This window comes from Acidobacteriota bacterium (assembly GCA_020845575.1).
Taxonomy (GTDB): Bacteria; Acidobacteriota; Vicinamibacteria; order Vicinamibacterales; family Vicinamibacteraceae; genus Luteitalea.
Genome location: JADLFL010000044.1, coordinates 110916 through 137138 on the forward strand (window position 1 = coordinate 110916; position 26223 = coordinate 137138).

General features: G+C 68.1%; 18 protein-coding genes. 8 read left to right on the plus strand and 10 right to left on the minus strand.

The annotated features are described in order from the left end of the window. Positions 1-108: 108 nt before the first annotated feature. From acnA to IT182_13050, 4 genes are all read right to left on the minus strand, one after another. Positions 109-2811 carry an aconitate hydratase AcnA gene (gene acnA / locus IT182_13035; protein ID MCC6164266.1) on the minus strand — a complete coding sequence of 901 codons (2703 nt, stop codon included), beginning with the start codon at positions 2809-2811 and terminating at the stop codon, positions 109-111. A gap of 101 nt (positions 2812-2912) precedes the next feature. Next, complete coding sequence (locus IT182_13040; protein ID MCC6164267.1) at positions 2913-3905, minus strand: ABC transporter permease; 993 nt, start codon at positions 3903-3905, stop codon at positions 2913-2915. Continuing rightward, on the minus strand, positions 3902-5389 hold the full coding sequence (locus IT182_13045) for a sugar ABC transporter ATP-binding protein (GenBank protein MCC6164268.1): 1488 nt from the start codon (positions 5387-5389) through the stop codon (positions 3902-3904). The genes IT182_13040 and IT182_13045 overlap by 4 nt, the downstream gene beginning before the upstream one ends. 8 nt (positions 5390-5397) lie before the next feature. Continuing rightward, positions 5398-6354: a substrate-binding domain-containing protein gene (locus tag IT182_13050; GenBank protein MCC6164269.1), complete on the minus strand. Its 957-nt coding sequence runs from the start codon at positions 6352-6354 to the stop codon at positions 5398-5400. A gap of 57 nt (positions 6355-6411) precedes the next feature. Between IT182_13050 and IT182_13055 the strand changes: the two genes are divergently transcribed. Beyond that, complete coding sequence (locus IT182_13055) at positions 6412-7194, plus strand: NIPSNAP family protein (protein MCC6164270.1); 783 nt, start codon at positions 6412-6414, stop codon at positions 7192-7194. A 142-nt stretch (positions 7195-7336) separates the two neighbouring features. Here the strand turns inward: IT182_13055 and IT182_13060 are convergent, their stop codons facing one another. The 5 genes from IT182_13060 to IT182_13080 all read right to left on the minus strand — a co-directional run bounded on the left by IT182_13060 (position 7337) and on the right by IT182_13080 (position 13851). Further along, positions 7337-8296, minus strand: a complete 960-nt coding sequence (locus tag IT182_13060; protein ID MCC6164271.1) for an ABC transporter permease — start codon at positions 8294-8296, stop codon at positions 7337-7339. 131 nt (positions 8297-8427) lie between these two features. Next, entirely contained in the window at positions 8428-9921 is a 1494-nt protein-coding gene (locus IT182_13065; protein MCC6164272.1) for a sugar ABC transporter ATP-binding protein, read from the minus strand. Between the two features lie 9 nt (positions 9922-9930). Next, positions 9931-10953 (minus strand): substrate-binding domain-containing protein, encoded by a 1023-nt coding sequence (locus tag IT182_13070; GenBank protein ID MCC6164273.1) that lies wholly within the window; start codon positions 10951-10953, stop codon positions 9931-9933. Positions 10954-11082: 129 nt separating this feature from the next. Further along, entirely contained in the window at positions 11083-12288 is a 1206-nt protein-coding gene (locus IT182_13075) for an alcohol dehydrogenase catalytic domain-containing protein (protein ID MCC6164274.1), read from the minus strand. Positions 12289-12300: 12 nt separating this feature from the next. Continuing rightward, positions 12301-13851 (minus strand): altronate dehydratase, encoded by a 1551-nt coding sequence (locus IT182_13080; protein MCC6164275.1) that lies wholly within the window; start codon positions 13849-13851, stop codon positions 12301-12303. A 350-nt stretch (positions 13852-14201) separates the two neighbouring features. Between IT182_13080 and IT182_13085 the strand changes: the two genes are divergently transcribed. The 5 genes from IT182_13085 to IT182_13105 all read left to right on the plus strand — a co-directional run bounded on the left by IT182_13085 (position 14202) and on the right by IT182_13105 (position 23362). Further along, on the plus strand, positions 14202-17738 hold the full coding sequence (locus IT182_13085) for a TonB-dependent receptor (GenBank protein ID MCC6164276.1): 3537 nt from the start codon (positions 14202-14204) through the stop codon (positions 17736-17738). Positions 17739-17922: 184 nt separating this feature from the next. Further along, positions 17923-19272, plus strand: coding sequence for a Gfo/Idh/MocA family oxidoreductase (locus IT182_13090; GenBank protein ID MCC6164277.1), 1350 nt, complete (start codon positions 17923-17925; stop codon positions 19270-19272). Beyond that, complete coding sequence (locus IT182_13095; protein MCC6164278.1) at positions 19272-20678, plus strand: Gfo/Idh/MocA family oxidoreductase; 1407 nt, start codon at positions 19272-19274, stop codon at positions 20676-20678. The genes IT182_13090 and IT182_13095 overlap by 1 nt, the downstream gene beginning before the upstream one ends. A gap of 3 nt (positions 20679-20681) precedes the next feature. Then, a complete protein-coding gene (locus tag IT182_13100; protein ID MCC6164279.1) occupies positions 20682-22118 on the plus strand; it encodes an NADH:flavin oxidoreductase in 1437 nt (478 codons plus the stop codon). Beyond that, positions 22115-23362 (plus strand): MFS transporter, encoded by a 1248-nt coding sequence (locus tag IT182_13105; GenBank protein ID MCC6164280.1) that lies wholly within the window; start codon positions 22115-22117, stop codon positions 23360-23362. Before IT182_13100 ends, IT182_13105 begins: the two co-directional genes overlap by 4 nt. A gap of 159 nt (positions 23363-23521) precedes the next feature. Here the strand turns inward: IT182_13105 and IT182_13110 are convergent, their stop codons facing one another. Continuing rightward, complete coding sequence (locus IT182_13110) at positions 23522-24484, minus strand: YvcK family protein (protein MCC6164281.1); 963 nt, start codon at positions 24482-24484, stop codon at positions 23522-23524. 180 nt (positions 24485-24664) lie between these two features. Between IT182_13110 and IT182_13115 the strand changes: the two genes are divergently transcribed. Further along, entirely contained in the window at positions 24665-25390 is a 726-nt protein-coding gene (locus IT182_13115) for a hypothetical protein (protein ID MCC6164282.1), read from the plus strand. Next, a complete protein-coding gene (locus IT182_13120) occupies positions 25387-26208 on the plus strand; it encodes a TPM domain-containing protein (GenBank protein ID MCC6164283.1) in 822 nt (273 codons plus the stop codon). Before IT182_13115 ends, IT182_13120 begins: the two co-directional genes overlap by 4 nt. The last annotated feature ends 15 nt before the right edge of the window (positions 26209-26223 follow it).

The following is a 26223-nucleotide window of genomic DNA, read 5'->3' on the forward strand; positions in this document are numbered from 1 at the left end:
CAACCGTGCCGCTGCCGGACCACGGTGTAGGGGCCGGACTTGTCCGGCCCGTCCGCCCGCCGTCGCTGAACGGGCCGGGCAAGCCCGGCCCCTAGGTTGAGGGCGATGTCACGTGCGGGCGACGAGCTGGCGGACGACGTACGGGAGGATGCCGCCGTGGCGGTAGGCGGTCAGCTCCTCCGGCGTGTCGATGCGCACGCGGACGGTGAAGGTCTTGACCGTACCGTCGTCGGCAGTGGCCACGACGCTCAGCTCGCCGCGCGGAGCCAGCGATTCGAGCGCGATGTCGAACACTTCGCGGCCCGTGAGGCCGAGGCTCGCCGCGCTCTCGCCGTCCTTGAACTGGAGCGGCAGCACACCCATGTTCACGAGGTTGCTGCGGTGGATGCGCTCGAAGCTCTCCGTGATCACGGCGCGCACGCCGAGCAGGCGCGTCCCCTTCGCCGCCCAGTCGCGCGAAGAGCCCGACCCGTACTCCTTGCCCGCGATCACCACCAGGGGCACGCCGGCCTCCTGGTACTTCATCGCGGCGTCGAAGATGCTCATCTGCTCGTCGCCGGGCAGGTAGAGCGTCACGCCACCTTCGGTGCCGGGTGCCACCTGATTGCGCAGGCGGATGTTGGCGAACGTGCCGCGCATCATCACGTCGTGGTGGCCGCGACGCGCGCCGTACTGGTTGAAGTCGCGCGGCTGCACGCCGTGTTCGATCAGATACCGGCCGGCGGGGCTGTCGGCCTTGATCGCGCCCGCGGGCGAGATGTGGTCGGTGGTCACGCTGTCGCCGAGCAGGGCGAGCACGCGCGCGCCCGTGACGTCGGCGACAGGCGCGGGTTCGAGCGTCATGCCGTCGAAGTACGGCGGATTGGCGATGTAGGTCGAGTCGGCGCGCCATGCGAAGCGATCGCCCTCGGGCGCCGGCAGCTTCTGCCAGCGCTCGTCGCCCTTGAACACATCCGCGTACCGGCGGCGGTACATATCCGACTGCACCGCCGACAGCATCGTCTGCTGGACTTCCTGCTGCGTCGGCCAGATGTCCTTCAGGTAGACGTCCTCGCCATCTTTGCCCTTGCCGAGCGGATCCGTCGTGAGGTTCACCGAGAGGCTGCCTGCCAGCGCGTAGGCCACCACGAGCGGTGGCGACGCGAGATAGTTCGCACGCACCTGCGGCTGGATGCGGCCCTCGAAGTTGCGGTTGCCGCTCAGGACCGAGCACACGACGAGGTCCTTCTCGTCGACGAGCGCCGACACGTCATCGGGCAGCGGACCGCTGTTGCCGATGCACGTCGTGCAGCCATAGCCCACGAGGTTGAAGCCGAGCGCGTCGAGGTACGTGTCGAGGCCCGACTTCGCGTAGTACTCGGTCACGACCTGCGAGCCTGGCGCGAGCGACGTCTTGACCCACGGCTTGCGCGTGAGACCCTTCTCCACGGCCTTCTTCGCCACCAGTCCCGCGGCGATCATCACGCTCGGGTTCGACGTGTTCGTGCAGCTCGTGATCGCCGCCACGACAACGGCACCGTGATCGAACTGATCGGCCCAGGCGGGTGCTTCGACGGCCACGGCAGCGGCGGCGCCACCGCCCGACGCCTTCTTCCTCGGCTCGGCCTGCATCGCCGCGAGCGACGCGCCGAACGACGTCTTCGCGTCGCGCAGCGGCACGCGGTCCTGCGGACGACGCGGTCCCGCGAGGCTCGGCTCCACGCTCCCGAGATCGAGCTCGATCGCCGTCGTGTAGATCGGGTCGACCGTGTCGTCGGTGCGATAGAGGTCCTGTGCCTTCGCGTACGCCTCGACGAGCGCGACCTGGCTCTCCGAACGGCCCGTGAGGCACAGGAAGTCGAGCGTCATGTCATCGATCGGGAAGATCGCGATCGTCGATCCGTACTCGGGAGACATGTTGCCGATCGTGGCGCGGTCGGCAATCGTCAGCTGGCTCAGGCCCGGGCCGTAGAACTCGACGAACTTGCCGACGACACCGTGCTTGCGCAGGCGCTCGGTGATCGTGAGCACGAGGTCCGTGGCGGTGATGCCTTCCTGCAGGCGTCCGGTGAGCTTGAAGCCGACCACGTCGGGGATCAGCATCGACGAGGGCTGTCCGAGCATCGCGGCCTCGGCCTCGATGCCGCCCACGCCCCAGCCCACCACGCCCACGCCGTTGACCCTCGTGGTGTGCGAGTCGGTGCCGAAGAGCGTGTCCGGATACGCCACCGTCTGGCCGTCGATGTCTTCGCGGCACACCACGCGCGCGAGGTACTCGACGTTCACCTGGTGCACGATACCGGTGCCCGGAGGCACCACGCGGAAGTTCGAGAACGCGTTCTGACCCCAGCGCAGGAACTCGTACCGCTCGCCGTTGCGCTGGTACTCGAGATCCACGTTGAGCGCGAAGCTGTCGCGTGCGCCGAAGTGGTCCACCTGCACCGAGTGATCGATGACGAGTTCGACGGGCTGGAGCGGATTCACGCGCGACGGATCGCCACCGAGCTTCACGACGCCATCGCGCATCGCCGCGAGGTCCACCACGGCGGGCACGCCGGTGAAGTCCTGCAGCAGCACGCGCGCGGGCATGAACGCGATCTCGCGCTCGCCGCCGCTCTTGACGTCCCACTCGGCCAGCGCCGCCACATCGGCCTTCTTGACGAACGCATCGTCTTCGCGCCGCAGCAGGTTCTCCAGGAGGATGCGGAGCGAGTACGGGAGTCTGGCCACGCCAGGGAACCCCGCCGCCTGGAGCGCCGGAAGGCTGTAATAGTGAATCGTCTCGTTACCGACCGAGAGCGTGCGGCGCGTGCTGTAGGAGTCGTGGGACATCGCGATCCGGAATGCTACCAAACAGCAGCAGCCGTATATCCGACCATGATGGTCTTACATAAATGCCGGGAATGCCGCGCCTACAACCCTTCGGCAGCGTGTCAGCTCTGGCGGCTGCCGCGGGCGAGCAACTGGTCGACGACGACGATCACGACGACGACGAGGCCGACGATGAGGCGGTCGTAGAAGGTGGCACCGGGGATCTGCGGCAGCGCGTTGCGCAGCACGCCGAAGATGAGCGTGCCGAGCACGGCGCCCACCACAGACCCGCGACCACCCGACAGGCTCGCCCCGCCGACGACGGCCGACGCGATGATGTCGAGCTCGTAGCCGTTGGCGAGATCGGCCTTGCCCTGCCCCTGTCCGAGCACGAGGATCACGCCCGACAGCGCGGCGAGCACGCCGGAGACCATGTAGACCATGGTCTTGATGCGGCCCACCTGGATGCCCGTGTAGCGCGCGGCGGTCTCGTTGCCGCCGACGGCGAACACCGCGCGACCCGCCTGCACGCGACGCATGAAGACGTGGAACACGATCGTGAGCAGCACCATCACGACGGGCGCCATCCAGTCGAGCGGGATGCCGAGCGGTGCCCAGTCAGGCGGCACGCGCGCGGAGACGTCGAAGAAGCGGCCTTCGGTGACGATGTAGGCGAGGCCGCGCGTGATGCCCATGACGCCGAGCGTGGCGATGAAGGGCGGCAATCGCACGAGGACGACGAGCGCTGCACTCACGGCACCTGCAAGCACGCCCACGCCGAGCCCCGCGAGAACCGATGCCGCGAGCGGCCACTCCGAGACGACGGCCTGATGACCGACGACCACTGTCGTCAGCGCGATGACGGCGCCTGGTGCCAGGTCCACGCCACCCGAGATGATCACCATCGACGCGCCGATGGCCGCGATGCCGTAGATCGCCGAGTACTTCAGGATGAGCAGCCCGTTCTCGGCGTTCAGGAACGGATGCCGGCCGCCCCCCTCGGGCCAGAGATACCAGGTGAAGAACGCGATCTCGAGCAGCAGGATGCACAGCGTGCTCAGCTCGCGCGTGCGCAGCAGCGCGGTCCATCGGCTGGATGTCGGCTGCGTACTCATGCCGCGCCGGTCTCCTCGGCGCGAGTCGCCAGGTGCATCACGTCCTCCTCGGTGGCCCCACGAAGCACCTCGCCCTGTACGCGGCCCTGCTTGAGCACCACGATGCGATCGGCGAGTGCCAGCAGTTCGGGCAGGTCGCTCGACACGACGAGACAGCCCATGCCGTGTGCCGCTTCTTCGCGAATGAGCTGGTGGATGTCGTGTTTGGCGGCCACGTCGACGCCCTTGGTGGGTTCGTCGAGCAGCAGCACGCGCGGCGACGTCAGCAGCCATTTCGCAAGTACGACCTTCTGCTGATTACCGCCACTGAGACTGTCCGGCGGCACGTCGATCGAGGGGGCCTTGATGCCCCACCGCTTCAGCAGTCCCTCGCACTCGCTGCGTTCCTGCCCCGGCTGGCGCAGCCAACCGTCGCGCGCCGACTCGCGCGCGAGCAGCAGGTTCTCGCTGATCGGCAGGTTGAAGAACAGGCCCTGCGACTGGCGCATCTCCGGCTGGAGCACCACGCCGCGACGGATGGCCGCCACTGGCGTCGACGGCGCGTACGGCTCGCCATCGACGGCCATCGTGCCCGCGTCGGGACGATACAGTCCGAACACCGTCTCCACCACCTCCGTGCGTCCAGAGCCGATCAGGCCGAACAGTCCGACGATCTCCCCTTCTCTCACCTGCAGGGATACGTTGTCGAAATGCGGACGGCGCGACAGGCCTTGCACCTCGAGGCGTACGCGGCTGCCGACCTGACCGGCGCCGTGACCGGTTCGGAGGTCGCGGCCGACCATAGCGCGCACGATATCCTGCGCGGACCGTCCTTCGAGCGGCCACGTGGCCACGTGCTGGCCGTCGCGCAGCACCGACACGGTGCGACACAGACGGAACACCTCGGGCAGCCGGTGGGACACGTAGATCAACGTCACGCCGCGGCTGCGTAACTGCTCCAGCACGGCGAACAGGTGATCGACCTCCGCATCCGTGAGCGATGTCGTCGGTTCGTCGAGGATGAGGACGTCGCAACGGAACGCGAGCGCGCGCGCCACCTGCAGCAACTGCTGCTGCGCCGCCGTGAGATGACCGACTTCCGTAGCGGGATCGACGTCGAGGTGCAGGCTGGCAAGCAGCGCTTCGGCGCGCTGGTGCATCGCCGCGCGATCGACGAACCAGCCGCGGCGCACCTCGTGACCGGCGAAGACGTTCTCCGCCACGTCTAGATTCGGAAACAGCAGCGTTTCCTGATGGACGAGCCCGATGCCCGCCGCGAGCGCGGCGCGCGGATCCGAGAGGTCCAGTGGTTGGCCGTTGCGGAGGAGCCGCCCCTCGTCGGGCCGGTGGATCCCCGCCGCGATCTTCATCAACGTGCTCTTGCCCGCGCCGTTCTCGCCCATCAGGGCGTGCACGTCGCCGGCCGCGACATCGAGGGTCACGCCGCGCAGGGCCCGCACACCGCCGAACGCCTTGCTGATTCCCTCGAAGGCGAGCGCGGGCATCGCGAGTGCTACTGCCCCTGCTCCAGCCTGTGCCACTCGACGAGGTACTCGTCGACGTTGGCACGGTTCACCACGTCGATGCCCGAGTCGATGATGGCCTGTTGGGGCATGCGGCCGGCCTTGATCTCGGCCAGGATCCGCACGGCCTCACTGCCCCAGCCGAAGTACTTCTGGCCGACGAGGGTGTGGACCTTCCCCGCCTTGAGCAGTTCGGGCGCCGGTGGAATCGTGTCGAAGCTGAAGACGCGCGTGCGCGCCGTGTCGACGGGCGCGAGCGCGTTGCGCGTCATGACCGGCCAGCCGCCCACAGTGATCCACGCATCGAGGTCGGGATACCTGTTGGTGGCCGTGGCGATCACCTCACCCGCGCGCACGATGTCTTCCTTCACGTCGAACGTCTCGACGATGGTGATGCCGGGATGCTGCTCGAGGATGTCGTTGACGCCATCGAGGCGTCGCTGGAGGTTGTACGCGCCGAGGCTCGTCATCAACGCGACCCTGCCCTTGCCGCCGAGCGCGGCAACCGCTTCGGTAGCGAGGCGCTGCCCGGCCTTGAAGTCGTCGACGCCGTAGTAGGCGATGCGCTTCGATGTCGGGGCATCGGCATCCCACGTGATCACCGGGATGCCGGCAGCGATGGCCTTGTCGATGATCGGCGCGAGAAAGTCGCCGTTGGTGCAGGAGATGGCGATGCCGTCCACACGCTGCGAGATGAACGACTCGAGCACCTCACGCTGGCGGAGTTGATCGGCCGACTCGGGTCCGCGCCAGAGCACCTCGATGTTGCCGAGTTCCTTCGCCTTGCGCTCCGCCCCGATGCGGGCGTAGTTGAACACGGGAATGTCGAGCGCCTTCGGGATGACCGCAAAGCGCAGCGTCTTCGGTGCGCCAGACTCCGACGACGGCGTGCCGCCACATGCAGCCACGCACACACTCAGGCACAGGAGGAACGCGAACCGTGGCATGGAGGGCGGATTGTACCTTACGGCATGTGGTCGGCGGTGTAGGCTTGACGCACCGCCATGACCAGACGCGATTTCCTCGCCACCACCGCGCCCGCTGCCGCCGTCACCCTGTCTGGCGGTGCCGCCGCCCGATCGATCGCGCCCGCTCGCCAGTTGTACGAACTGCGCCGCTACCGCGTGCGCGTGGGTCACATGCGCGACACGACGCGCGCGTACCTGCAGGAGGTGCTGCTGCCCGCGCTCGGACGCCTCGGCCTCGGCCCCATCGGGCTCTTCGACGTGACCACCGGCGAACCACCCACCGCCGTCGTCCTCATCCCGCACGCGTCGGCGGAGTCGGCCGTGTCGACGGCCACACGCCTGGCCGGCGATTCCGCGTACGTCGCCGCCGCGGCGCCGTTCCTGAACGCTCCCGCCGATCGTCCCGCGTTCGACAGAGTGGAGAGTGCGCTGCTGCTGGCGTTCAGCGGCATGCCACAGTTGCAGGTGCCCGATGTCGCCAGGCCGCGCCTCTTCGAGATTCGCCGCTATGAAGCGCCGGGCGAGACAGCCGGGTTGAAGAAGATCGAGATGTTCGACACGGGCGGCGAGCTCGAGATCTTCAGGAAGGTCGGCTTCAGGCCCGTGTTCTTCGGCCAGACGCTCTACGGCGTGCGCCTGCCGCAGTTCGAGTACATGCTCGCCTACGACAACATGGCCGATCGCGAAACGCGCTGGACCGCGTTCCGCAACGACCCCGACTGGAAGGTGCTCTCGCAGAAGGAGGAGTACAAGGACGCGCGCATCATGTCGGGCGCCACGTCCACGTACCTGGTGCCGATGCCGGCGTCGCAAATCTGATCGAGCGTCGGCAACGGGCAACCGGCAACGGGCAACCGGACAGCTAGGTCGGCCGGGCTCGGAGAGCCGGCCCTACCACTCCAGGCACGTTCAGCCGCCACGCACGCAGGTGTCGGGGACTTTCAGATGGAGGCCAGGGGTTTCAACCCCTGGCGCGGCGGGCGCGGTCGGCGGCGACGGCGAGGACGATGATCACGCCGATGATGATTTCCTGCACGTAGTTCGGCCAGCCCATCTGCTGGCTGCCGTTGCGCAGGAACGCCATCACGAGCGCGCCGATGAGGGATCCCCAGATGCTGCCCTCGCCACCGGCAAGGCTGCCACCGCCGATGACGACGGCGGCGATCACGTCGAGTTCGGTGCCGATCGCCACCGTCGGATCGCCCTGGCGCAGGCGCGACATCTGCATCACGCCGGAGAGCCCGAAGAGCAGTCCTGCGAGGCCGTAGACCCACACCTTGAGTCTGTCCGTCGGCACGCCGCACGCGCGTGCCGCGGCCTCGTTGCTGCCGAGCGCGAACACGCGCCTGCCGAACACCGTGCGCTGCAGCAGGAACGTCGCGAGCACGGCGAGCAGCAGCGAGATCCACACGCCGGGCGCCACGAGCAGCCATGACGGACTCGGGAACGTCACGGCCAGTTCGTTCACCCACGTCGCCGGCGCGTTCACCGTCTGCTGGTTCCCCAGCCACTTGGCCACGCCGCGCGCCACGCCCAGCATGCCCAGGGTGGCAATGAAGGGCAGCACCTTCAGGCGCGTGATCGCGAGGCCGTTCACCACGCCCACCACGCCGCCCGTCACGACACCACCGAGCACGGCGACGAGCGGCGGATATCCCTCACGCAGTCCGAGCGCCGTCACGACGCCCGCCAGCGCGATCGTCGATCCGACGGCGAGGTCGATGCCGCCGCTGATGATGATGAACGTCATCCCGATCGCGCCGAGCGCGACGATGATCGTCTGCGCGAAGACGATGCGGAGATTGCGTGGCGAGAGGTACTGCTCGGGATCGTCGCTCATCACCGCGAACACGGCGATCACGAACACCAGTCCCAGCACCGGCGCCAACGCCGACAACCGTTGCCGAAGCGTCTCGTTCATGATCACCGGGCACCGGGCACCGGGCGCCGGGCACCGGAACGCAGTTCGGAAACCGCTACCGCACACCTGACGTTCCGACATTCATCATTCGTCATTCGGCATTGCCCCCATTCCCGGCATTCCCGGCACTGTCACGCTTCTCCGATCGCCGCGGCCATCACCGATTCAGGCGTCCATTCGGCGCGCGGACGCGCGGGCGTGAGGCGCCCGCGGCTCATCACGGCAATCGCGTCACACAGGCCGAACAACTCCGGCAGGTACGAGCTGACGATGACCACCGCGCAGCCCGCGTCGGCGGCCTCGGCGATCGCGTCGTAGAGATGCACCTTGCTGCCCACGTCGACGCCGCGCGTGGGTTCGTCGAGCAGCCACACGTCCGCGTCCTGGTGCAGCAGGCGGCCGAGCGCGACCTTCTGCTGGTTGCCCCCCGACAGCGTGCGGATCGCCTGCAGCGGCGTACGCGCCTTCACACGGAGGCGATCGAGCCAGCGCTGCGCCGCATCGCGCTGGCGCGTACCGTCGATCACGCCACGCCGGCTCACGCTGCCGTAGCGGGTACACGTGACGTTGTCGGCCAGCGACATCGGCAGCGTCAGGCCCTCACCCTTGCGGTCTTCGCTGAGGTATCCCAGACCCGCGGCAAGGCGCGTCCATGGCGTCCGCGCGTCGAGCGGCACGTCACGACCGTTGACTGTCAGACTGCCGCGCACGGCACGCTGCTGGTCGAGCCCCATGATGCCGCGCAGGAGCTCGGTCCGCCCCGCGCCCACGAGCCCCGCGATGCCGAGCACTTCACCAGCCCGCACGCGCAGCGACGCGTCAGTGACGCGACCGTCCACGGTGACGCTGCTGACGTCGAGGCGCACGGCGTCGGTCGGTTGCTGCCGGCGCGAGGGGAACAGGTCCGTGACGTCGCGCCCCACCATGTGCCCGATGATCTGCGCGTCGGTCACCGCGTCTGCCGTGCCGGTCCACACGGTGCGGCCGTCGCGCAGCACCGTGATGTCGTCGGCGAGCGCGCGCACCTCTTCGAGAAAGTGGCTGATGTAGACCACGGCCACGCCATTCGCGCGCAGGCGGCCGATCAACGCGAAGAGTCGATCCACGTCCTCGCGCGGCAGGCTGCTCGTGGGTTCATCCATCAACACCACGCGGGCGTCTGCCGACACCGCGCGGCAGATCTCCACCACCTGCCGCGCCGCGATGGGCAGATCGGCCACGGTGCGATCCGGGTGCAGTTCGGGATGGTGGAACGGCTCGAGCACGCGCGCGGCTTCGGCCGTCGCGGCTCGTCTGTCGTAGCGACCACCACGTCGCGGCTCGCGCCCGAGCAGGATGTTCTCCGCCACGGTGAGGTGGTCGCACAGCGACAGCTCCTGATGGATCAGCGCCACGCCTGCCTCGCGCGCTTCGAGCGGGCCCGACGGCCGATACGCCCGCCCCTCCATCGTCATCTCGCCGCCATCGGGTGAGAGCCCACCGGCCAGCACGTTCATGAGCGTGCTCTTGCCGGCCCCGTTCTCCCCAACGAGCGCATGCACCCGTCCGGGCCGCACCTCGAGCGTCACGCCGTCCAGCGCCCGCGTGGCCCCGAAGTGCTTCCTGATCTCGGAGAGAATCAGCATGGGTACGCGCTACTGCAGGTACTCCGCCAGTGGAGGGTTGAGCAGTGCGCGCGCTTCCTCCGTGTCGAGGTTGTCGGGCGTGACGATGGTGACGCCTGTGTCGACGCGCGGCTGGATGGTGTTGCCCTGAAGATGGGCGACCATCGTCAGCACACCCTGATAGCCCATCTCGAACGGGTTCTGGAGCACCACGCCATCGAGCTGCCTGGCGCGCATGGCGGTGACGAACGCTTCGCTCGAGTCGAAGCCGACAAAGCGGATCTGACCGGCCTTGCCCACGTCCTGAAGCGCGAGCAGCATGCCCGCCGTCGACGACTCGTTGGGCGTGAAGACACCGTCGATCTGGTTGCCGAACCGATTGAGCAGGTTCTCCGACGCTCGCTTGGCCGTGTCGCGCGTCGGGCCGGCATACTGATCGGACGACACGAGCGTGATGCCCGGGTATTGAGCGCGCAGGCGATCGAGGAAGCCCCTCTCGCGCGCCTCGGTGCTCGCCGAGCCTTCCTGATAGCGCAGCACCAGCACGCGGCCCTTGCCCTGCAGCAACGCGCCGAGCCTGTCTGCCGCGAGCGCACCGCCCTTCTCGTTGTCTGTCGCCACGAAGCTCACCGCGTCATCCGATGCGAGCGCCGAGTCGATGACCACCGTGGGGATGCCGGCCCGTTTCGCCTCCTGGACCGGACGCACGAGCGCGCTCGCGTCGAGCGGCGCGAGGACGACGCCGCTCACGCCCTGGCTGAGGAAGCCTTCGACCACCTGGATCTGCTGCTCGCGATCGTCTTCGCGAATGGGCCCCTTCCACGTGAGCCGCACGGCCACACCCCTGGACGCGAGCTCGCGCTGCGCCTTGACCGCGCCCGCGTGGATGCTGTTCCAGAACTCGTGCGTGGTGCCCTTGGGAATCACCGCCACGTGGTACCCCGCCGTTCCCGCGCCGCTCTTGTCGGCGTCGGACGCGGGCCCGGAGCCTCCCCCGCACGCCGCCATCGTGACGGCCAGAATCAGAGACATCCACACAGGCTGCATTCGCATCGTTGGAACCTCGTGCGGGATCGGGTCCGACCTTCGACTTCGCTCAGGTCGCCCTGAGCTGACCGAAGGCGGAGGGCCGACCCTACCTTATTCGCCCCAGTGGGTAGGGCCGGCTCTCCGAGCCCGGCCTTACGTCTTGGTGCAGTCGGACGATCCGGTTGCCGGTTGCCGATTGCCCGTTGCCGGCACGTATACACCTTTCACATACGCCGCCGACCGTCTGTCGTCGCCGGCGAAGGCGTGCGGGATGGAGTCGAGCGACGTGTAGCGGTGCGTGACGATCCGGCTCACGTCGATCGTTCCTGACTCCAGCAATTCGAGCGACTGACGATACACCGACGGGCGCCCATCGGGGTCGAATCCGCCCGATGCCCCCACGGGCGACACCAGGAGCGGCTCGCGGAACATCAGCGTGTTGAGGACGCCGATGTCGGCGCCGGACTGGCCGTGCGCGTACAGCAGCACCGTCGCCTGCTTGCGGACCAGCCCCGGCATCTGGCGGAAGATGGCCGCGCTGCCCGACGCGTCGATGAGGTACTCCACGCGCCGTCCGCCCGTCAGCGTGAGTGTCGCGTCCACCACATCGTCGCGCACCGGATCGATCACATCGTCCGCGCCGTAGTGCCGTGCCAGTGCCTGCCGTGCCGGGTTCGGTTCGCTCACCACGATGCGTCCGTCGAACCCCGTCACGTGTCGCAGGTGCTGCAGGAACAGCAGTCCGGCCGGCCCGGCGCCGGCGATGAACGCGGTCCTGATGCGCGCATCGGCGTCGGATGTCCGCAACCGGTAGCGAGCGACGGGCGTGAATCGCTCCATCATCGCGTGTGCGTGGATGATGCACGCGAGCGGCTCGGTGAGCGCCGCCTGATCGGCAGGCAACTGATGGCCACGACGAACGACATTGACGGCCGGCATCACGATCAGGTCAGCCAGGCCGCCCTGCAGTCCCGTGATGCCGTGCTCGCCATAGGCCTCGCACTGGTGCGAGTCGCCGCTCGCGCAGTATTCGCAGCGCGTGCCATCGCCGACGCTGAGGCAGTTGCGCCCCTGATCGAGCACCACGGCGTCGCCTGCCGCGAGATCGCGCACCTCCGCACCGCAGGCCTCGACCACGCCGGCGATCTCGTGGCCGAGTACCAGCGGCGCCTCTTCGAATGGAATGGGCCGTCCGAGGCGATCGGTGTGGTAGTTGGCGTGCCCTTCGAAGATGTGGAAGTCGGTGCCGCACAGCCCGACGCCCGTCACCCTGACGAGGACGTCGCGCGGGCCGATCTCCGGATCGGCGATGTCGCGCACGGCCATGACGCCGGGCGCTGTCAGGACGACGGCGTTCACCGCGGGAGCCCGTTAGAGGGAGACACTCTGCTCCGCCCAGACCTGGAACTCGCGGTGCTTGTTCTCCTCGGACTTGCCCAGGATCTCTCCGCTGGCCACGCGGCGGACGTGCTCGAACACGCCGAGGCCGACCTCGTCGATCGTCGCGGTGCCGTCGATGACGTCGCCGGCGGACATGTCGATGTCGTTCTTCATGCGCTCGAAGATGGCGTTGTTGGAGGCCAGCTTGAGCACGGGCGCGATCGCGTTGCCGATGGTGGTACCACGCCCGGTGGTGAACACGACCAGCTGCGCGCCGGACGCGATGAGTCCCGGCGTCGACTCCTGGTCGTAACCGGGGCCCTGCATCAGGTACAGCCCACGTCCCGACGGACGCTCGGCATAGCCGACCACGCCTTCCACGCGCGTCGTGCCGGCCTTCGCGATGGCGCCGAGCGACTTGATGGTGATGTTGAGGAGTCCGCCCGCGACGTTGCCGGGGCTCGGGTTCTCGTTGAGGACCGTGCCGAACTTCGAGGCGTAGTCCTTGTACCAGTCCACCATCTCGTAGACGGCGTGCCCCGTCGCGGCGTCTCGCGCGCGCCACGCGAGGATGTGCTCGGCGCCGCAGAACTCGGGGACCTCGGTGATGAGTACCGTGCCGCCCTGCCGCACGAGTTCATCAGCCGCGCGTCCGAGTGCGGGATTGGCCGAGAGGCCCGAGAATCCGTCGGAGCCCCCGCACTTCACGCCGAGCGACAGTTCGCTGATCGGCGCTTCGGTCCGCGTGATCTGATTGACGATGGGCAGCATCGCCTCGACCGCCTCGAGCCCGCGTTTCACCGAACCCTGCGTGCCGCCGGCTTCCTGGATCCCGATGCGTGCAACGGGCTTGTTGAGCGGCCGGTTCATGTCGTTCAGGAACCGCTCCATCACGGTGAGGTTCGTCTTCTCGCACCCGAGCCCGATGAAGACGACGCCGCCGACGTTGGGGTGCTCCGCGTACGACGCGAGCGTGCGCAGCATCACCTCGATGTTCGATCCGTCCGAGCAGCCGCATCCCTTGTTGTGCGGGATGGCGACCACGCCGTCGACGTTGGGGAATCGCGCCTTGTCGAAGATCGTGAACTCGGCGACCGTCGCGATCTGCACGGCCTCGTGCGCCGCGCACATGCTCGTCGGCACGATCAGCACCCAGTTGCGGATGCCCACGCGTCCGTCGGGGCGTCGATAGCCCATGAACGTGGCGCGCGCCGCCTCGGGGACATAGTCGGGAGCCGGCGTCTGCATCCGCTCGTCGAGTTCGCGCACGACGGGCACGTCGTTGGACATGTTCGCGCGCGAAATCAGCGCGCCGGCCTCCACGCCGAGCGACGTCCCGATGGGCTGTCCGTACTGCCGCACGAAGTCGCCGGCCGGCACCTCCACGAGCGCGAACCGGTGCCCCGGCGTGATGTCGTCGCGCACGTCGACGATGCGACCACCGGCCTGCACGCGCGTCCCCCGTGGCACCGGCACTCGCGCCACGGCCACGTTGTCACGCGCATCCACCTGAATCGCGAACGCCGAGAGAGGGTCAACCACAGAAGTCGCCGATGACATGATCGAGGGAATCGTAGCAAATGCGGCGAGAAGGAACTGCCCGGCAACGGGCAATCGGCAACCGGCAACCGGAAGGGCTCCCGCAGAACGCTGTCCGGTTGCCGCCGTCGGTTGCCGGTTGCCGGTTGCCGGTTGCCGGTTGCCGGTTGCCGGATCCGCAATTGACTCTCCCGCGAACGTACCGTAGAGTCCGCGTCACTCGCTTCACGTGTCTCACGGGTTGCGGCAGAGGTGCGGGTTCTCCTCTGTTCGCCAAGCGAGAGGTTCAGGCGTTCAGCGGCCAGGCCCTGACTGAACGCGCTGGAATCCGAAATTTCCGAAAGGCCCCTCGAATGCGGATGTTCGCGTACGACCGACGAAAGGGCATGCGGGCGGCGGTGCTCGCCGCAGCGTGCCTGTTTGGCTGTTCTTCCGTTCTTCTCGCGCAGGATCCGCGAGGCGCTGTCGCCGGGCGGGTTCTCGACTCGTCGGGCGGCGCGCTGCCCGGCACCACCATCACGGTCACGCACGGCGCCACGGGGACCGTCAACTCGGCCGTCGCCGACGAGCAGGGTCGCTACACCATCCCCTTTCTCACGCCGGGCACGTATCAGATCACCGTCGAGCTCACGGGCTTCAAGCGCGCCGAGCGCCGGGGTGTGGACGTGCGCATCGCCGATCGCCTCGAGTTGGACTTCACGCTCGAAGTGGGCGGTCTCGAGGAGACGATCACCGTCGCGGGCGGCGCACCGCTGCTCGAGACACGCACCGCGTCGCAGGGACAGGTCATCGACGAGGCGCGCATCCAGATGATGCCGCTCTCGGACGGCAATCCTTTCACGCTCACGCGGCTCGCGGCCGGCGCCGTCTACACCGGCGACCTCAAGTTCTCGCGTGCGTTCGACAACGGCGGCACGTCCGCAGTGACCTCCAACGGCGCCGCCGGCGGCAACGAGTTCACGCTCGACGGGTCGCCCAACATGGCGACGGGCCGGCGCGTGGCGTTCGTCCCGCCGGCCGGTGCGGTGCAGGAGTTCAAGGTGGAGACCGCGACCTTCGACGCGCAGCAGGGCCACACGGCCGGCGCCACCGTCAACGTGACGATGAAGAGCGGGACCAACCAGTACCGCGGCGACGCGTACTACCACATCCGTGACGAGAAGCTGGGCAAGAACGACTTCTTCCTCGAACGCGCCGGGCAGCCGAAGGCGGAGATGGACTACAAGCGCTTCGGCTTCACCGCCGGCGGGCCCGTCAACCTCGGGTTCTACAACGGCCGGAACAAGACGTTCTTCTTCACGGCCGTCGAGTGGCTCTACGACAAGTTCCCCGAACCCGGCCAGTACACGGTCCCCACGGCGGCCCAGCGCAACGGCGATTTCTCCGCGCTCCTGCCGCTCGGCATCGTGATCTACGACCCCGCGACCGCGCGCGTCGAGAACGGCCAGATTCGCCGCAGCGCGTTCCCCGGCAACATCATCCCCGCTGACCGCCTCAGCCCCGTGGCACGCGAGATCCTCAAGTACTACCCGATGCCCAACCAGGCGGGGAACGCGCAGGGCCAGAACAACTTCCTCAGCACGAACGCCCGCGGCGACGACTTCTACTCCTTCAACGTCCGCGGCGATCACCAGTTCAGCAACGACCACCGTTCGTTCGTGCGCTACTCGCGCAACAGCCGCGTCGAGAACCGCGGCAACTGGACCGGCGCGCAGAACGGCATCAACCCGACGGGCAACTTCCTCTATCGCAAGAACGACGCCGTCACGGGCGACCACGTCTGGACGATGAGCCCGAAGATGGTGCTCAACCTGCGCGGGAGCTGGTCGCGCTTCGAGGAACCGAACGTACGCCAGCATCAGGACATCTTCGACCCGGCCACGCTCGGCTTCTCCTCGTCCGCGACGTCGCAGTTCGGCGCGGCGAAGTACTTCCCGCGCATCGAGTACGCCGGCGACGTCTTCTCGCCACTCGGCGATTCCTACGCGGGCGGCACCAACATGGACATCACCACGTTCCAGCCCACGCTCACGCGGTTCTTCGGCAACCACTCGGTACGCCTGGGCTACGACTTCCGCCGCTATCGCGAAGTCAGCAGGCCGACCTACCACGCGGCGGGCCGCTACGAGTTCGGCCGCGACTTCACCAACGGCGGCACGGGCCTGGCCTCGGCGCCCATCGGCCAGGAACTCGCCGCGCTGCTGCTCGGCCTGCCGTCGGGCAGCGACAGCGCCATCGAGATCTCGCCGGGCCGCACCAATCACGTGCGATACCAGGGCGTGTTCGTGCAGGACGACTGGAAGGTGAACAGCCGGCTCACGGTGAACCTCGGGCTCCGCTACGAGTACGAGGGTGCACCGACCGAGATCAACAACGCCAACGTGCGCGGCTTCGATCCGAACGCCACGCTGGCGGTGACGGCCGCCGCGCGTGCGGCGTACGCCAACAACCCCGTGGCCGAACTGCCGGCCGGTCAGTTCAACCCCGTTGGCGGCATCACCTACGCCACCGACGCGAATCCGGGTTTCTGGAAGGCCGACAAGGGCAACTGGCAGCCGCGACTGAGCGCCGTCTACCAGATCAACGACCGCACGGTGCTGCGCACCGGTTGGGCCATCTACACGGTGCCGACGATGTTCGACTACGCGATCTTCCAGCCCGGCTTCGCGCAGTCCACGCCGATCGTCGTCTCGAACAACCAGGGCCTGACGTTCCAGTCCAACCTCCAGAACCCATGGCCGGGTGGCGTGATCCAGCCAGCCGGCAACAGCAACGGCGTGAACACGTTCGTGGGGCAGAACCTGAGCCGCTACACGACCAACGTGGATCTCCGCAGCCCGCAGGCGATGCGCTGGGCCATCAACGTGCAGCGCGAACTGCCCGGCCAGTGGGTGGTCGAAGCCGGCTACACCGGCAACAGGGGCTACGACCTCACGGTGGATACCGACATCAACGCCGTACCGCGGCAGTTCCTCTCGACGAGCAACGTCCGCGACAGCGCCGTCATCTCGAACCTGTCGCAGCCGGTCGCCAACCCGTTCGCCGGCCTGCTGCCCGGCACCGGCCTCAACACCGCGACGGTGCAGCGCCAGCAACTGCTCCGCCCGTATCCGCAGTTCACGCAGGTACTGAGCCGCAACTACGACGGGTCGAGCAGCTTCCAGTCGGCGCAGTTCCGCGTGGAGAAGCGCTTCACCGGCGGGTACTCGTTCATGACGACGTACACGATGTCGCGCTTCACCGAGCAGACGTTCACGCTCAACGCCGTCGACGCGCTCACGAGCACGTACGAGAAGCGGCGTTCGGACGTGGACGTGCCCCACCGCATCGTGCTCAACGGCATCCTCGAACTGCCGTTCGGCCGCGGACGACGCTTCGGCAACGACTGGAACAAGGCGCTCGACCTCATCGCCGGCGGCTGGAACGTCTCGGCCATCTACCAGTGGCAGAGCGGACGTCCGCTGACACTCAGCGCCAACAGCTACGCGTACTACTACAACGGCGACGTCAACGCGCTCACCACGAGCTACTCGACAGACACGGTCGGGCAGCCGGTGTTCGACACGAGCGGGTTCTACTTCAACGACATCCCGGAGGCACAGCGCCGCAACGACCCGCGCATCCAGCTGGCGCAGAACTACAAGACGCTTCCGAGCCGTCCGGCCAACCTGCGTGGCCAGGCGCTCAACTACATGGACATGTCGATCGTGAAGCGCCTCGACTTCACGTCGCGCGTGCGGGCGCAACTGCACTTCGAGATCTACAACGCGCTCAACCAGGTGTTCTTCTCGAACCCGAACGTCGACCCGCGCAACGCCAACTTCGGCGTCGTGACCGCCCAGAGCAACGTACCGCTCAACCTGCAGGTCGGCTTCCGTCTGTTCTTCTGATCGACGACCGACGAACGGGCCCGCCAGCCACGGCAGGCCCATTCGCTCCACCCCATCGCGAAACGGCTGCGTGGACAGGAGGTGTAGCCGCCGGACCTGGTCCGGCGGACGGCGGCCACGGACTGCCGGACAGAGTCCGGCAGCTGCACCGTGAGGTCTCCGGCGGCTACAATGCCGGTCCAAGATGTCCATCTCGCGCCGATCATTCGTCTCCTCGGCTGCCGCAGGTGTCGCTGGCAGCCTCGTGGCCGGTGCCCCCACGCTCGCGGGGGCCTCGTCATCCCGATCCGCGCAACACGCCGGGACGTCCACGCCCCGACGCCGCTACGCCATCGTCGGCACGGGCGGGCGCGGCTCGGGGATGTGGGGCAAGGGCGTCAAGGACAAGTGGGGCGACACGGTCGAGTTCGTCGCGCTGTGCGATCCGAATCGGAAGCGGGCCGAAGTCGTTCGCGAGATCATCGGCGTGTCTTGCCCGATCTTCACGGACTTCGACCGCATGGTGAAGGAGGCGCGGCCCGACGTGGTGGCCATCACCACCGTCGACGCGTACCACGCCGAGTACATCGTGCGGGCGCTCGATCTCGGCATCGACGTCATCACCGAGAAACCGATGACCACAGACGAGAAGCAGACGCAGCTTGTCATCGACGCCGAAAAGCGCAACAACAGGAAGATCATCGTCGGCCACAACATGCGGTTCGCACCAGCCCACGTGCGGATCAAGGAACTGCTCCTGTCGCAGCCGATCGGACCGATCCGCTCGGTCGACTTCCACTGGTATCTCGACACGAGCCACGGCACCGACTACTTCCGCCGCTGGCACGCGCTCAAGGACAAGAGCGGGTCACTGTGGGTCCACAAGGCGACCCACCACTTCGACTACGTCAACTGGCTGCTCGATGCCGAACCGGTGCAGGTGCAGGCCTACGGCGACATCAAGCGCTACGGCAAGGCGGGTCCGTACCGCGCGAAGAACTGCCGGTCGTGTCAGCACACGACGGCGTGCACGTTCTACTGGGACATGACGAAGTCGGCGTCGGCGATGCGGTTGTATGGCGGCGAGGTCGAGGCGGCAGACGGCTACCTGCGTGACGCGTGCGTGTTCCGGCCGGAAGTGACGACCTACGACACGATGACGGCGACGATCAAGTACAGCAACGACGTCATCCTGTCGTACTCGCTCAACGCCTACCTGCCGATCGAAGGCCACTCCCTCGCCTTCAACGGCGACTTCGGCCGGATAGAGATTCGCGACTACGCCACGCAGCCCTTCGACGTACCGCGGCAGACGGAGGTGTACGTGATCAAGGGCGGCACGCGAACCGCGGTCGACGTGCCGACGGTCGCGGGCGAGCACGGGGGCGCAGACGACGCGCTGCGGAACCTGATCTTCCGTCGTCCCCAGGTGGCCGATCACCTGCGTATTCCCGATTCGCGCGCCGGCGCCATGTCGGCGCTCACCGGCATCGCCGCGCGCCGCAGCTGTGAAGAGAACCGGCCCATCACGATCTCCGACCTGGTGACCTTCTGATGTCCATCAGCCGACGTTCCTTCGTCTCCTCCGCTGCCGCCGGCGTCGCCGGCGGCCTGGTCGCCGGTACGCCAGTGCTCGCCCAGACCGCCGCCAGCCGTCAACGCGTGCTCGGCGCCAACGACCGCATCCGCATCGGCTCGATCGGCGTCGGCGGGATGGGCCGATCGCATCTGAACAACTTCCAGCAGCACGACGACGTGCAGATCGTGACCGTGTGCGACGTGTGGGACGTCAATCGACGACGCGCCCAGCGCATGACGGAGAAGCAGACGGGCGGCGCGGCGTCGATGGAAGCCGACTACCGGCGCGTGATCGACCGCCAGGACCTCGATGCCGTCATCGTCGCCACGGTCGACCACTGGCACGCCATCCCGATGATGCTCGCGTGTCAATCGGGCAAGGACGTGTACGTCGAGAAGCCCATCTCGCACAACGTCACGGAAGGGCGCGCGATGGTGGCCGCCGCGCGCAAGTTCGATCGCGTGGTGCAGGTGGGCACGCAGCAGCGTTCCGGCCTGCATTTCCAGGAGGCGATCCGGATCGTGCAGTCGGGCGCGCTCGGAACGATCCATCGCATCCACGCATGGAACGTGGGCAATCAGGCCCCCGCCGGCCTCGGACGTCCCGCCAATGGCGCACCGCCTGCCGGACTCGACTGGGATGCGTGGCTCGGCCCGGCACCCGTCGTACCGTTCAACGCCAACCGATTCATCTTCCAGTTCCGCTGGTTCTGGGACTATGCGGGCGGCATGATGACCGACTGGGGCGTCCACCTGCTCGACCTCGCACTCTGGGGCATGCAGCAGCGCGCGCCGAAGACGGTGTATGCCGTGGGCGGCAACTTCGTGCTCGACGACAATCGCGAGACGCCAGACACCATCGACGCCATCTACGAGTTCCCGGGCTTTGTCTGCACGTACAGCAATCGATCGGGCAACGCGTACAACGGCGCCAACCGTGGCTACGGCGTCGAATTCTACGGCACCGACGCCACGTTGTTCCTCGACCGCAGCGGGTTCGAGGTGATTCCCGAGACGGCCGGCACGCAGAAGGTGCCGACGCCGTCGTATCTCAGCGAACAGCAGCCGAGCCTGCCGGTATGGAAGCGCGAGTGGGCGGGTGCCTCGCGCGCCAGGACGGCAGCCGTTCGTGCCCCCTCATCCGATCAGAACCTGTCGCACATCCGCAACTTCCTCGACTGCATGCGGTCGCGCCAGCGGCCGAACTCCGACGTCGAGCTCGGTCATCTGTCCACGGCGATGTGCCTGCTCGGCAACGTCGCCTACCGGACGGGACGCAAGCTCACGTGGGACGCCGACAAGGAACTGTGCGTGGACGATGCGGCGGCCAACGCGCTGCTCACGCGCGAGTATCGCGCGCCGTACACGCTGCCGCAGGTCTGACGCATGGCCCGCACGTATCCGCGCATTGCCGCCCTCAAGACCGCCCCGCAGTTCCAGGCGCACGTCGCGTCGCTCGAGGCGGTCCTGCCGTTCGACACGGAACTCGAAGCCGCGCCAGACTCTCCGCTGGCGGCGGCCATCGACACGTCGGCAGGGCGCGCGGGCAACCGCTTCTGCATCCTGCCCATGGAGGGATGGGACGGCACGCTCGACGGACGTCCGAGCGACCTCACGCTGCGCCGCTGGCGCCGTTTCGGCGAGAGCGGCGCGAAGCTGATCTGGGGCGGCGAGGCATTCGCCGTCAGGCACGACGGCCGCGCCAATCCGAACCAACTGTGTCTCGGCCCATCGTCGGAGGCGGACCTCGTCCAGTTGCGTGAGGAATTGCTGACGGGTCACCGTGATGCCGGCCTCGACACCGACGATCTGGTCGTCGGCCTGCAGCTCACGCACTCTGGTCGCTACTCGCGTCCCGATCCCGACAAGCGCCCGAAGCCGCTGGCCGCGTACGCGCATCCCCTGCTCGATCGCCGCGTGAGCCCCGACGCACCGGTCCCCGTCCTTTCCGACGATGACCTCGACGATCTGTCGGCGCGGCTGGTGCAGGCGGCGGTGCTGGCGCAGCGCGCGGGCTTCACGTTCGTCGACGTGAAGCACTGCCACGGCTATCTCGGGCACGAACTGCTCAGCGCCCGCACGCGTGAAGGACGGTTCGGCGGCGACTTCGAGGGACGTACCCGCCTGCTGCGGCAGACGGTGAACGGCATCAGGCGCGACGCGCCGGGTCTGGCCATCGGCGTGCGCCTCTCGGCGTTCGACACGACGCCCTTCCGCAAGGGCGCCGACGACATCGGCGTCCCTGAAGCGTCACAGGACGACTACGCATACGCGTTCGGGCGATGGGATGGATCGGCCGACCTGCCCGACACGACGGATACGCGCGCGTTCCTCTCGCTGCTGCAGGATCTCGGCATCGACCTCGTGTGTCTCACGGCGGGCAGCCCGTACTACAACCCGCACATCCAGCGACCGGCGACGTTCCCGCCGTCGGATGGCTATCAACCGCCCGAGGATCCGCTGATCGGCGTGTGCCGCCAGATCGCCGTCACCGCGGCGCTCAAGCGCGACTTCCCCGCCCTCCGCATCGTCGGCTCGGCGTACAGCTATCTGCAGGAGTGGCTGCCGAACGTGGCGCAGGCCGTCGTGCGCGGCGGCGGCGCGGACCTGGTCGGGCTCGGACGCATGGTGCTGTCGTATCCGGACCTGCCACTCGACGTGTTGCGCGGGACCACGCTCAAGCGCAAGGCCATCTGCCGCACGTTCAGCGACTGCACGACGGCGCCGCGCAACGGCCTCGTGTCCGGCTGCTTCCCGCTCGATCCGTTCTACACGGCTCACCCCGTTCACGCGGCGCTCAAGGCCGCCAAGGCCAGCGCATGAGCGTGCACGTGCAGGACGCGCCCGAAGCGCAGGCAGACGTCGAGGTCCCCCGCAGCGGCCAGACCATCGCCGCGGCGACGGCCTTCGCCGCGCTGTTCTCCGCGGTGGGCATCGGCCTGTACGGCCTCACGTTCTTCTACGACTTCTTCGTGCAGGACTTCGGCTGGACGCGGCAGCAGGTCACGTCAGGCAACGCCTACGCGAAACTGATCGTCGGGCCGCTCTTCGGCTACATCGCGGGCTGGCTGATCGATCGCTACGGTCCGCGGCGGCTGCTGCTCGTGGGCATCGTGATGGCGGGCGGCGCGATGGTGGGCCTCGGCATGGTGTCGACGCTCGCCGCGTTCTACATCTGCTACCTGTTCAACGCGCTCGGCTACGTGTTCGGCGGGCCGCTGCCGGTGCAGGTGCTGCTGTCGCGCTGGTTCACCACCGCGCGCGGCAAGGCGATGGGGTTCGCCTACCTCGGGATCGGCATCGGCGGCACTGTCGTCCCGGGCGTCGCGTACTGGCTCACGACGACGTTCGGATGGCAGCGCGCGATGCAGGTACTCGGGCTCCTGATGATCGCGCTCGCGTGGCCGCTCGCCTGGTTCGTGAAGGACGCACCGCCGTCGTTCCTCGCCAGTCAGGTCCAGCGGCGCGCCGCGCCGGCGCTCGGCGAGGTGCTGCGATCGCCCGCGTTCTATCTCCTGCTCGTGGGCAGCATGTGCTCGATCGGCGCGGTCGGCGGCACGATGCAGAACCTCAAGCTCTATCTCAGCCTCGATCACCAGTACGGGCAGGGCGAGGTAGCGCGCATCCTGTCGCTCGTGCTCGCGGGCAGCATCATCGGCCGCCTGCTCATGGGCTGGCTGGCCGATCGCTGGCAGCGCAAGTACGTCATGCTCCTGATCTACGTCATCGTCGCCGGCTCGATTCCGCTCCTGCTCCTGGCCGAGTCGTGGACGATGCTGCACGTGTTCGCACTGCTGTTCGGCATCGGCCTCGGCGGCGACTACATGATCATCCCGCTGATGGCCGCCGACCTGTTCGGCGTCCAGCGCCTCGGCCGCGTGATGGGCTTCGTCCTCACCGCCGACGGGCTCGCCGAAGCGCTGTCGCCCATGTTCGTCGCAGGCCTGCGCGACCGCATGGGCACGTATCGCCCCGGCTTCCTGCTGCTGATGACCCTGGCCGCCATCGGCGCGGCCGCAGTCGCAATGCTGCCCGCAGCACAGAAAAGGGAAAAGTCCAAAGGGTAACGGACAAGGACAGCCACAAAGGTTCAAGGCGAAGGGCACAAGGTGGAAGCCAAGCGTGAAAAGCCGCTGCCCGAGCCTTCGCTCGTTTCCCTTGATGCTTCCGTCTTTTTCGCTGTCCTTGTCCGTTACCCTTTGGACTTTTCCCTTGTCACAGCGTCCCTATAGCAGTCGCCGTGCGAGTACTCCCCAGACGGCGTACGCGAGGCGCCGGCGTTGGTGGCGGGCGATGGGGCCGTGCCAGAACGGGGCTTCCACGACTTCGACGCCTGACGGGATGTCGCCGAGCGGCAGCGGGTGTTTGTCCTCCGCGACGTAGCGGTCGAGCACGTCGGCGGGCGGGCGGCCGACGTTGAACAGGACGGCGTCGACAGGGCGGCCGATCGCGTCCGCGATCTGTCGAACCGCATCGGCTGCCGTGAAGTGCCGCATGCCGCGCCCTTCGGTGAGCAGATTCGCCACGAGCACGACGGGGCCGCGGAACGACTGCAGCGTGTCTCGCACGCCGTCGACGAGCAGCGGCGGGAGCAGGCTCGTGTAGAACGAGCCCGGTCCGATCACGATCGCATCGGCGCGCGCGAGGGCATCACGCGCCGCGGGATGGATCGCGACGGCCGGCGACAGCCACACGCGTTGCACGAACTGTCCCGCCGCCTGGCCGGCATCGACCTCCACCTCGCCGCTCGTCGTGGATCCGTCGCCGTACTCGGCACACAGGCTGGCGCTCTCGGTACTGACGGGCCAGACGTATCCGCGACAGCCGAGCACCGCACGCAGGCCATCGACAGCCGCCAGGAAGTCGCCGCTGAACTGCTCCATCATCGACAGCAGCAAGTTGCCGCCGGTATGGCCCCCGAGCCGGTGGTGTTCGAGCGTGGGCAGTCGCGTGAGCAGGACACGCCGCGCCTCGCCCTCGTCGCGTGCGAGCGCGAGCGCGCACTTGAGCACGTCGCCGGGGGGCAGCACGCCCAGCTCGTCGCGCAACACGCCGGAACTCCCGCCGCTGTCGAACATCGTGACGATGGCATGGACCTGCAGCCAGGGGTTGGTCTTCAACCCGCCGAGGAGGCTCGGGAGTCCGGTGCCGCCACCAAGACATCCCACGTGCAGTTCGCGCAACCGCATGGCGCGCCATTGTCCTCCGGCAACCGGCAACCGGCAACCGTGGGCCGCGCACCGGGCAACCGGGCAACCGGGTGTAGGGGCGACGCATGCGTCGCCCCTACGTGAAGTCGTACGACGGCCAAGCCACCGTCCGAGCGCCAAGGACGGGGAGAGGCAGCGCTGTTAGTACAATCGAACGATATGACCGCGCTGCAGGCTGCCGCCAGACTCGCTGACGACCTGGCGGGGATGTTCGGGGCGCGATTGCGCGCCGTGGTGATGTTCGGCACGCACGCGCGTCCGCACCCGCGCGCGGTCTCGGCGCCGATTCAGACGCTGGCGCTCGTGGACTCGCTGACGTACGCCGACCTGGCGGCCGGCGCCGAACGCGCCGGCGACTGGCATGCGCACGGGCTCGACATGCCACTTCTGATGCCGATGGCCGAGTTCGGCCACAGCCTCGACGCGTTCCCGCTCGAGTACGGCGACATCATCGCGCACCACATCGTCGTGCGCGGCGACGATCCGTTCGCCGGGCTCACCGTCGGCGACGAGGACATGCGTCGCGCGTGCGAAGTGAACGCGCGGTCGCACGCCATCCACCTGCGCGAGGGCTTCCTGCTGGCGCGGCATCGCGCCAGCGAGATCGCTGACCTCATCGTGGCGTCGGCACGGCCGTTCGCGGCGCTGGTGCAGACGTTCGCGCTGGTGACCGGCGCGCCGCGCCCACTTCCGCCAGACGCCCTCGCGGCGCACGTCGCGCGCGTGGCGCACGTGGACGCCGACCTGCTCGCGCGCCTGCTCCGGATCGAAGAGGACCGCACGCTCGACGCAAGCGAAGCCGTGCAGTTGTATCCGCCATACCTCGACGCGGTGCACGGCCTCGTGAAGGCCATCGATACGTGGAGCCCCGAGGACGCGCGTTGATGCGAGCGTGGCTGGCAAGCCTGACGATGCTGGTCGGGTTGCTCGTGTGGTCGGCACCACTGCGTGCGCAGGAGGCATTGCCGGCGCTCACGCAGCCGGTCAACGACTTCGCCAACGTCATCGATCCCGCCAGCAAGGCACGCCTCGACGACCTGATCCGTCGACTCCACGCCGCCACGGGCGACACCATCGTCGTGGCCACCCGCGACGCGATCGCGCCGTTCGCCGACGAGCGTGAACTGGCCGTGACGTGGTTCGAGAACGGCGGGCGCGGAATCGGCGACAAGGACAAGGACGCGGGCGTGCTGTTCCTGCTCGCGCCGAAGGATCGCGCGGTCTGGATCGAAGTGGGGTACGGGCTCGAAGGCGCGATCACCGACGGCTTCGCGGGCAGCGTGAGCCGGCAGGTCATGGCGCCGTTGTTCCGCGAAGGACGCTACGGTGAGGGCCTGCTGGCCGGTGTGACGACGGTGGCCGAGCGGATTGCGAAGGAGCGAAACGTCTCGCTGGGCGATCTGCCGCGGCCCGAACCCGCGCGCCGGCAGGGTACGGGCATCCCGCTCTGGGTCATCATCCTGCTGTTCGTGTTGTTCCTGTGGCTGTCGAGCCGTGGCGGCGGCGGGTCGGGTCATCGGCGGCGCGGACGCGCGGACTCGATGTGGGGACCGTCGTGGAGCGGCTGGGGCACTGGGATGAGCGGTGGTCGGTCGGGTGGATTCGGCGGAGGCAGCTTCGGAGGCGGGAGCTTCGGCGGAGGCGGCTTCGGCGGATTCGGGGGCGGGATGAGTGGTGGCGGAGGTGGCGGCGCGCGCTGGTGAGCGCGTGAGCCGTGC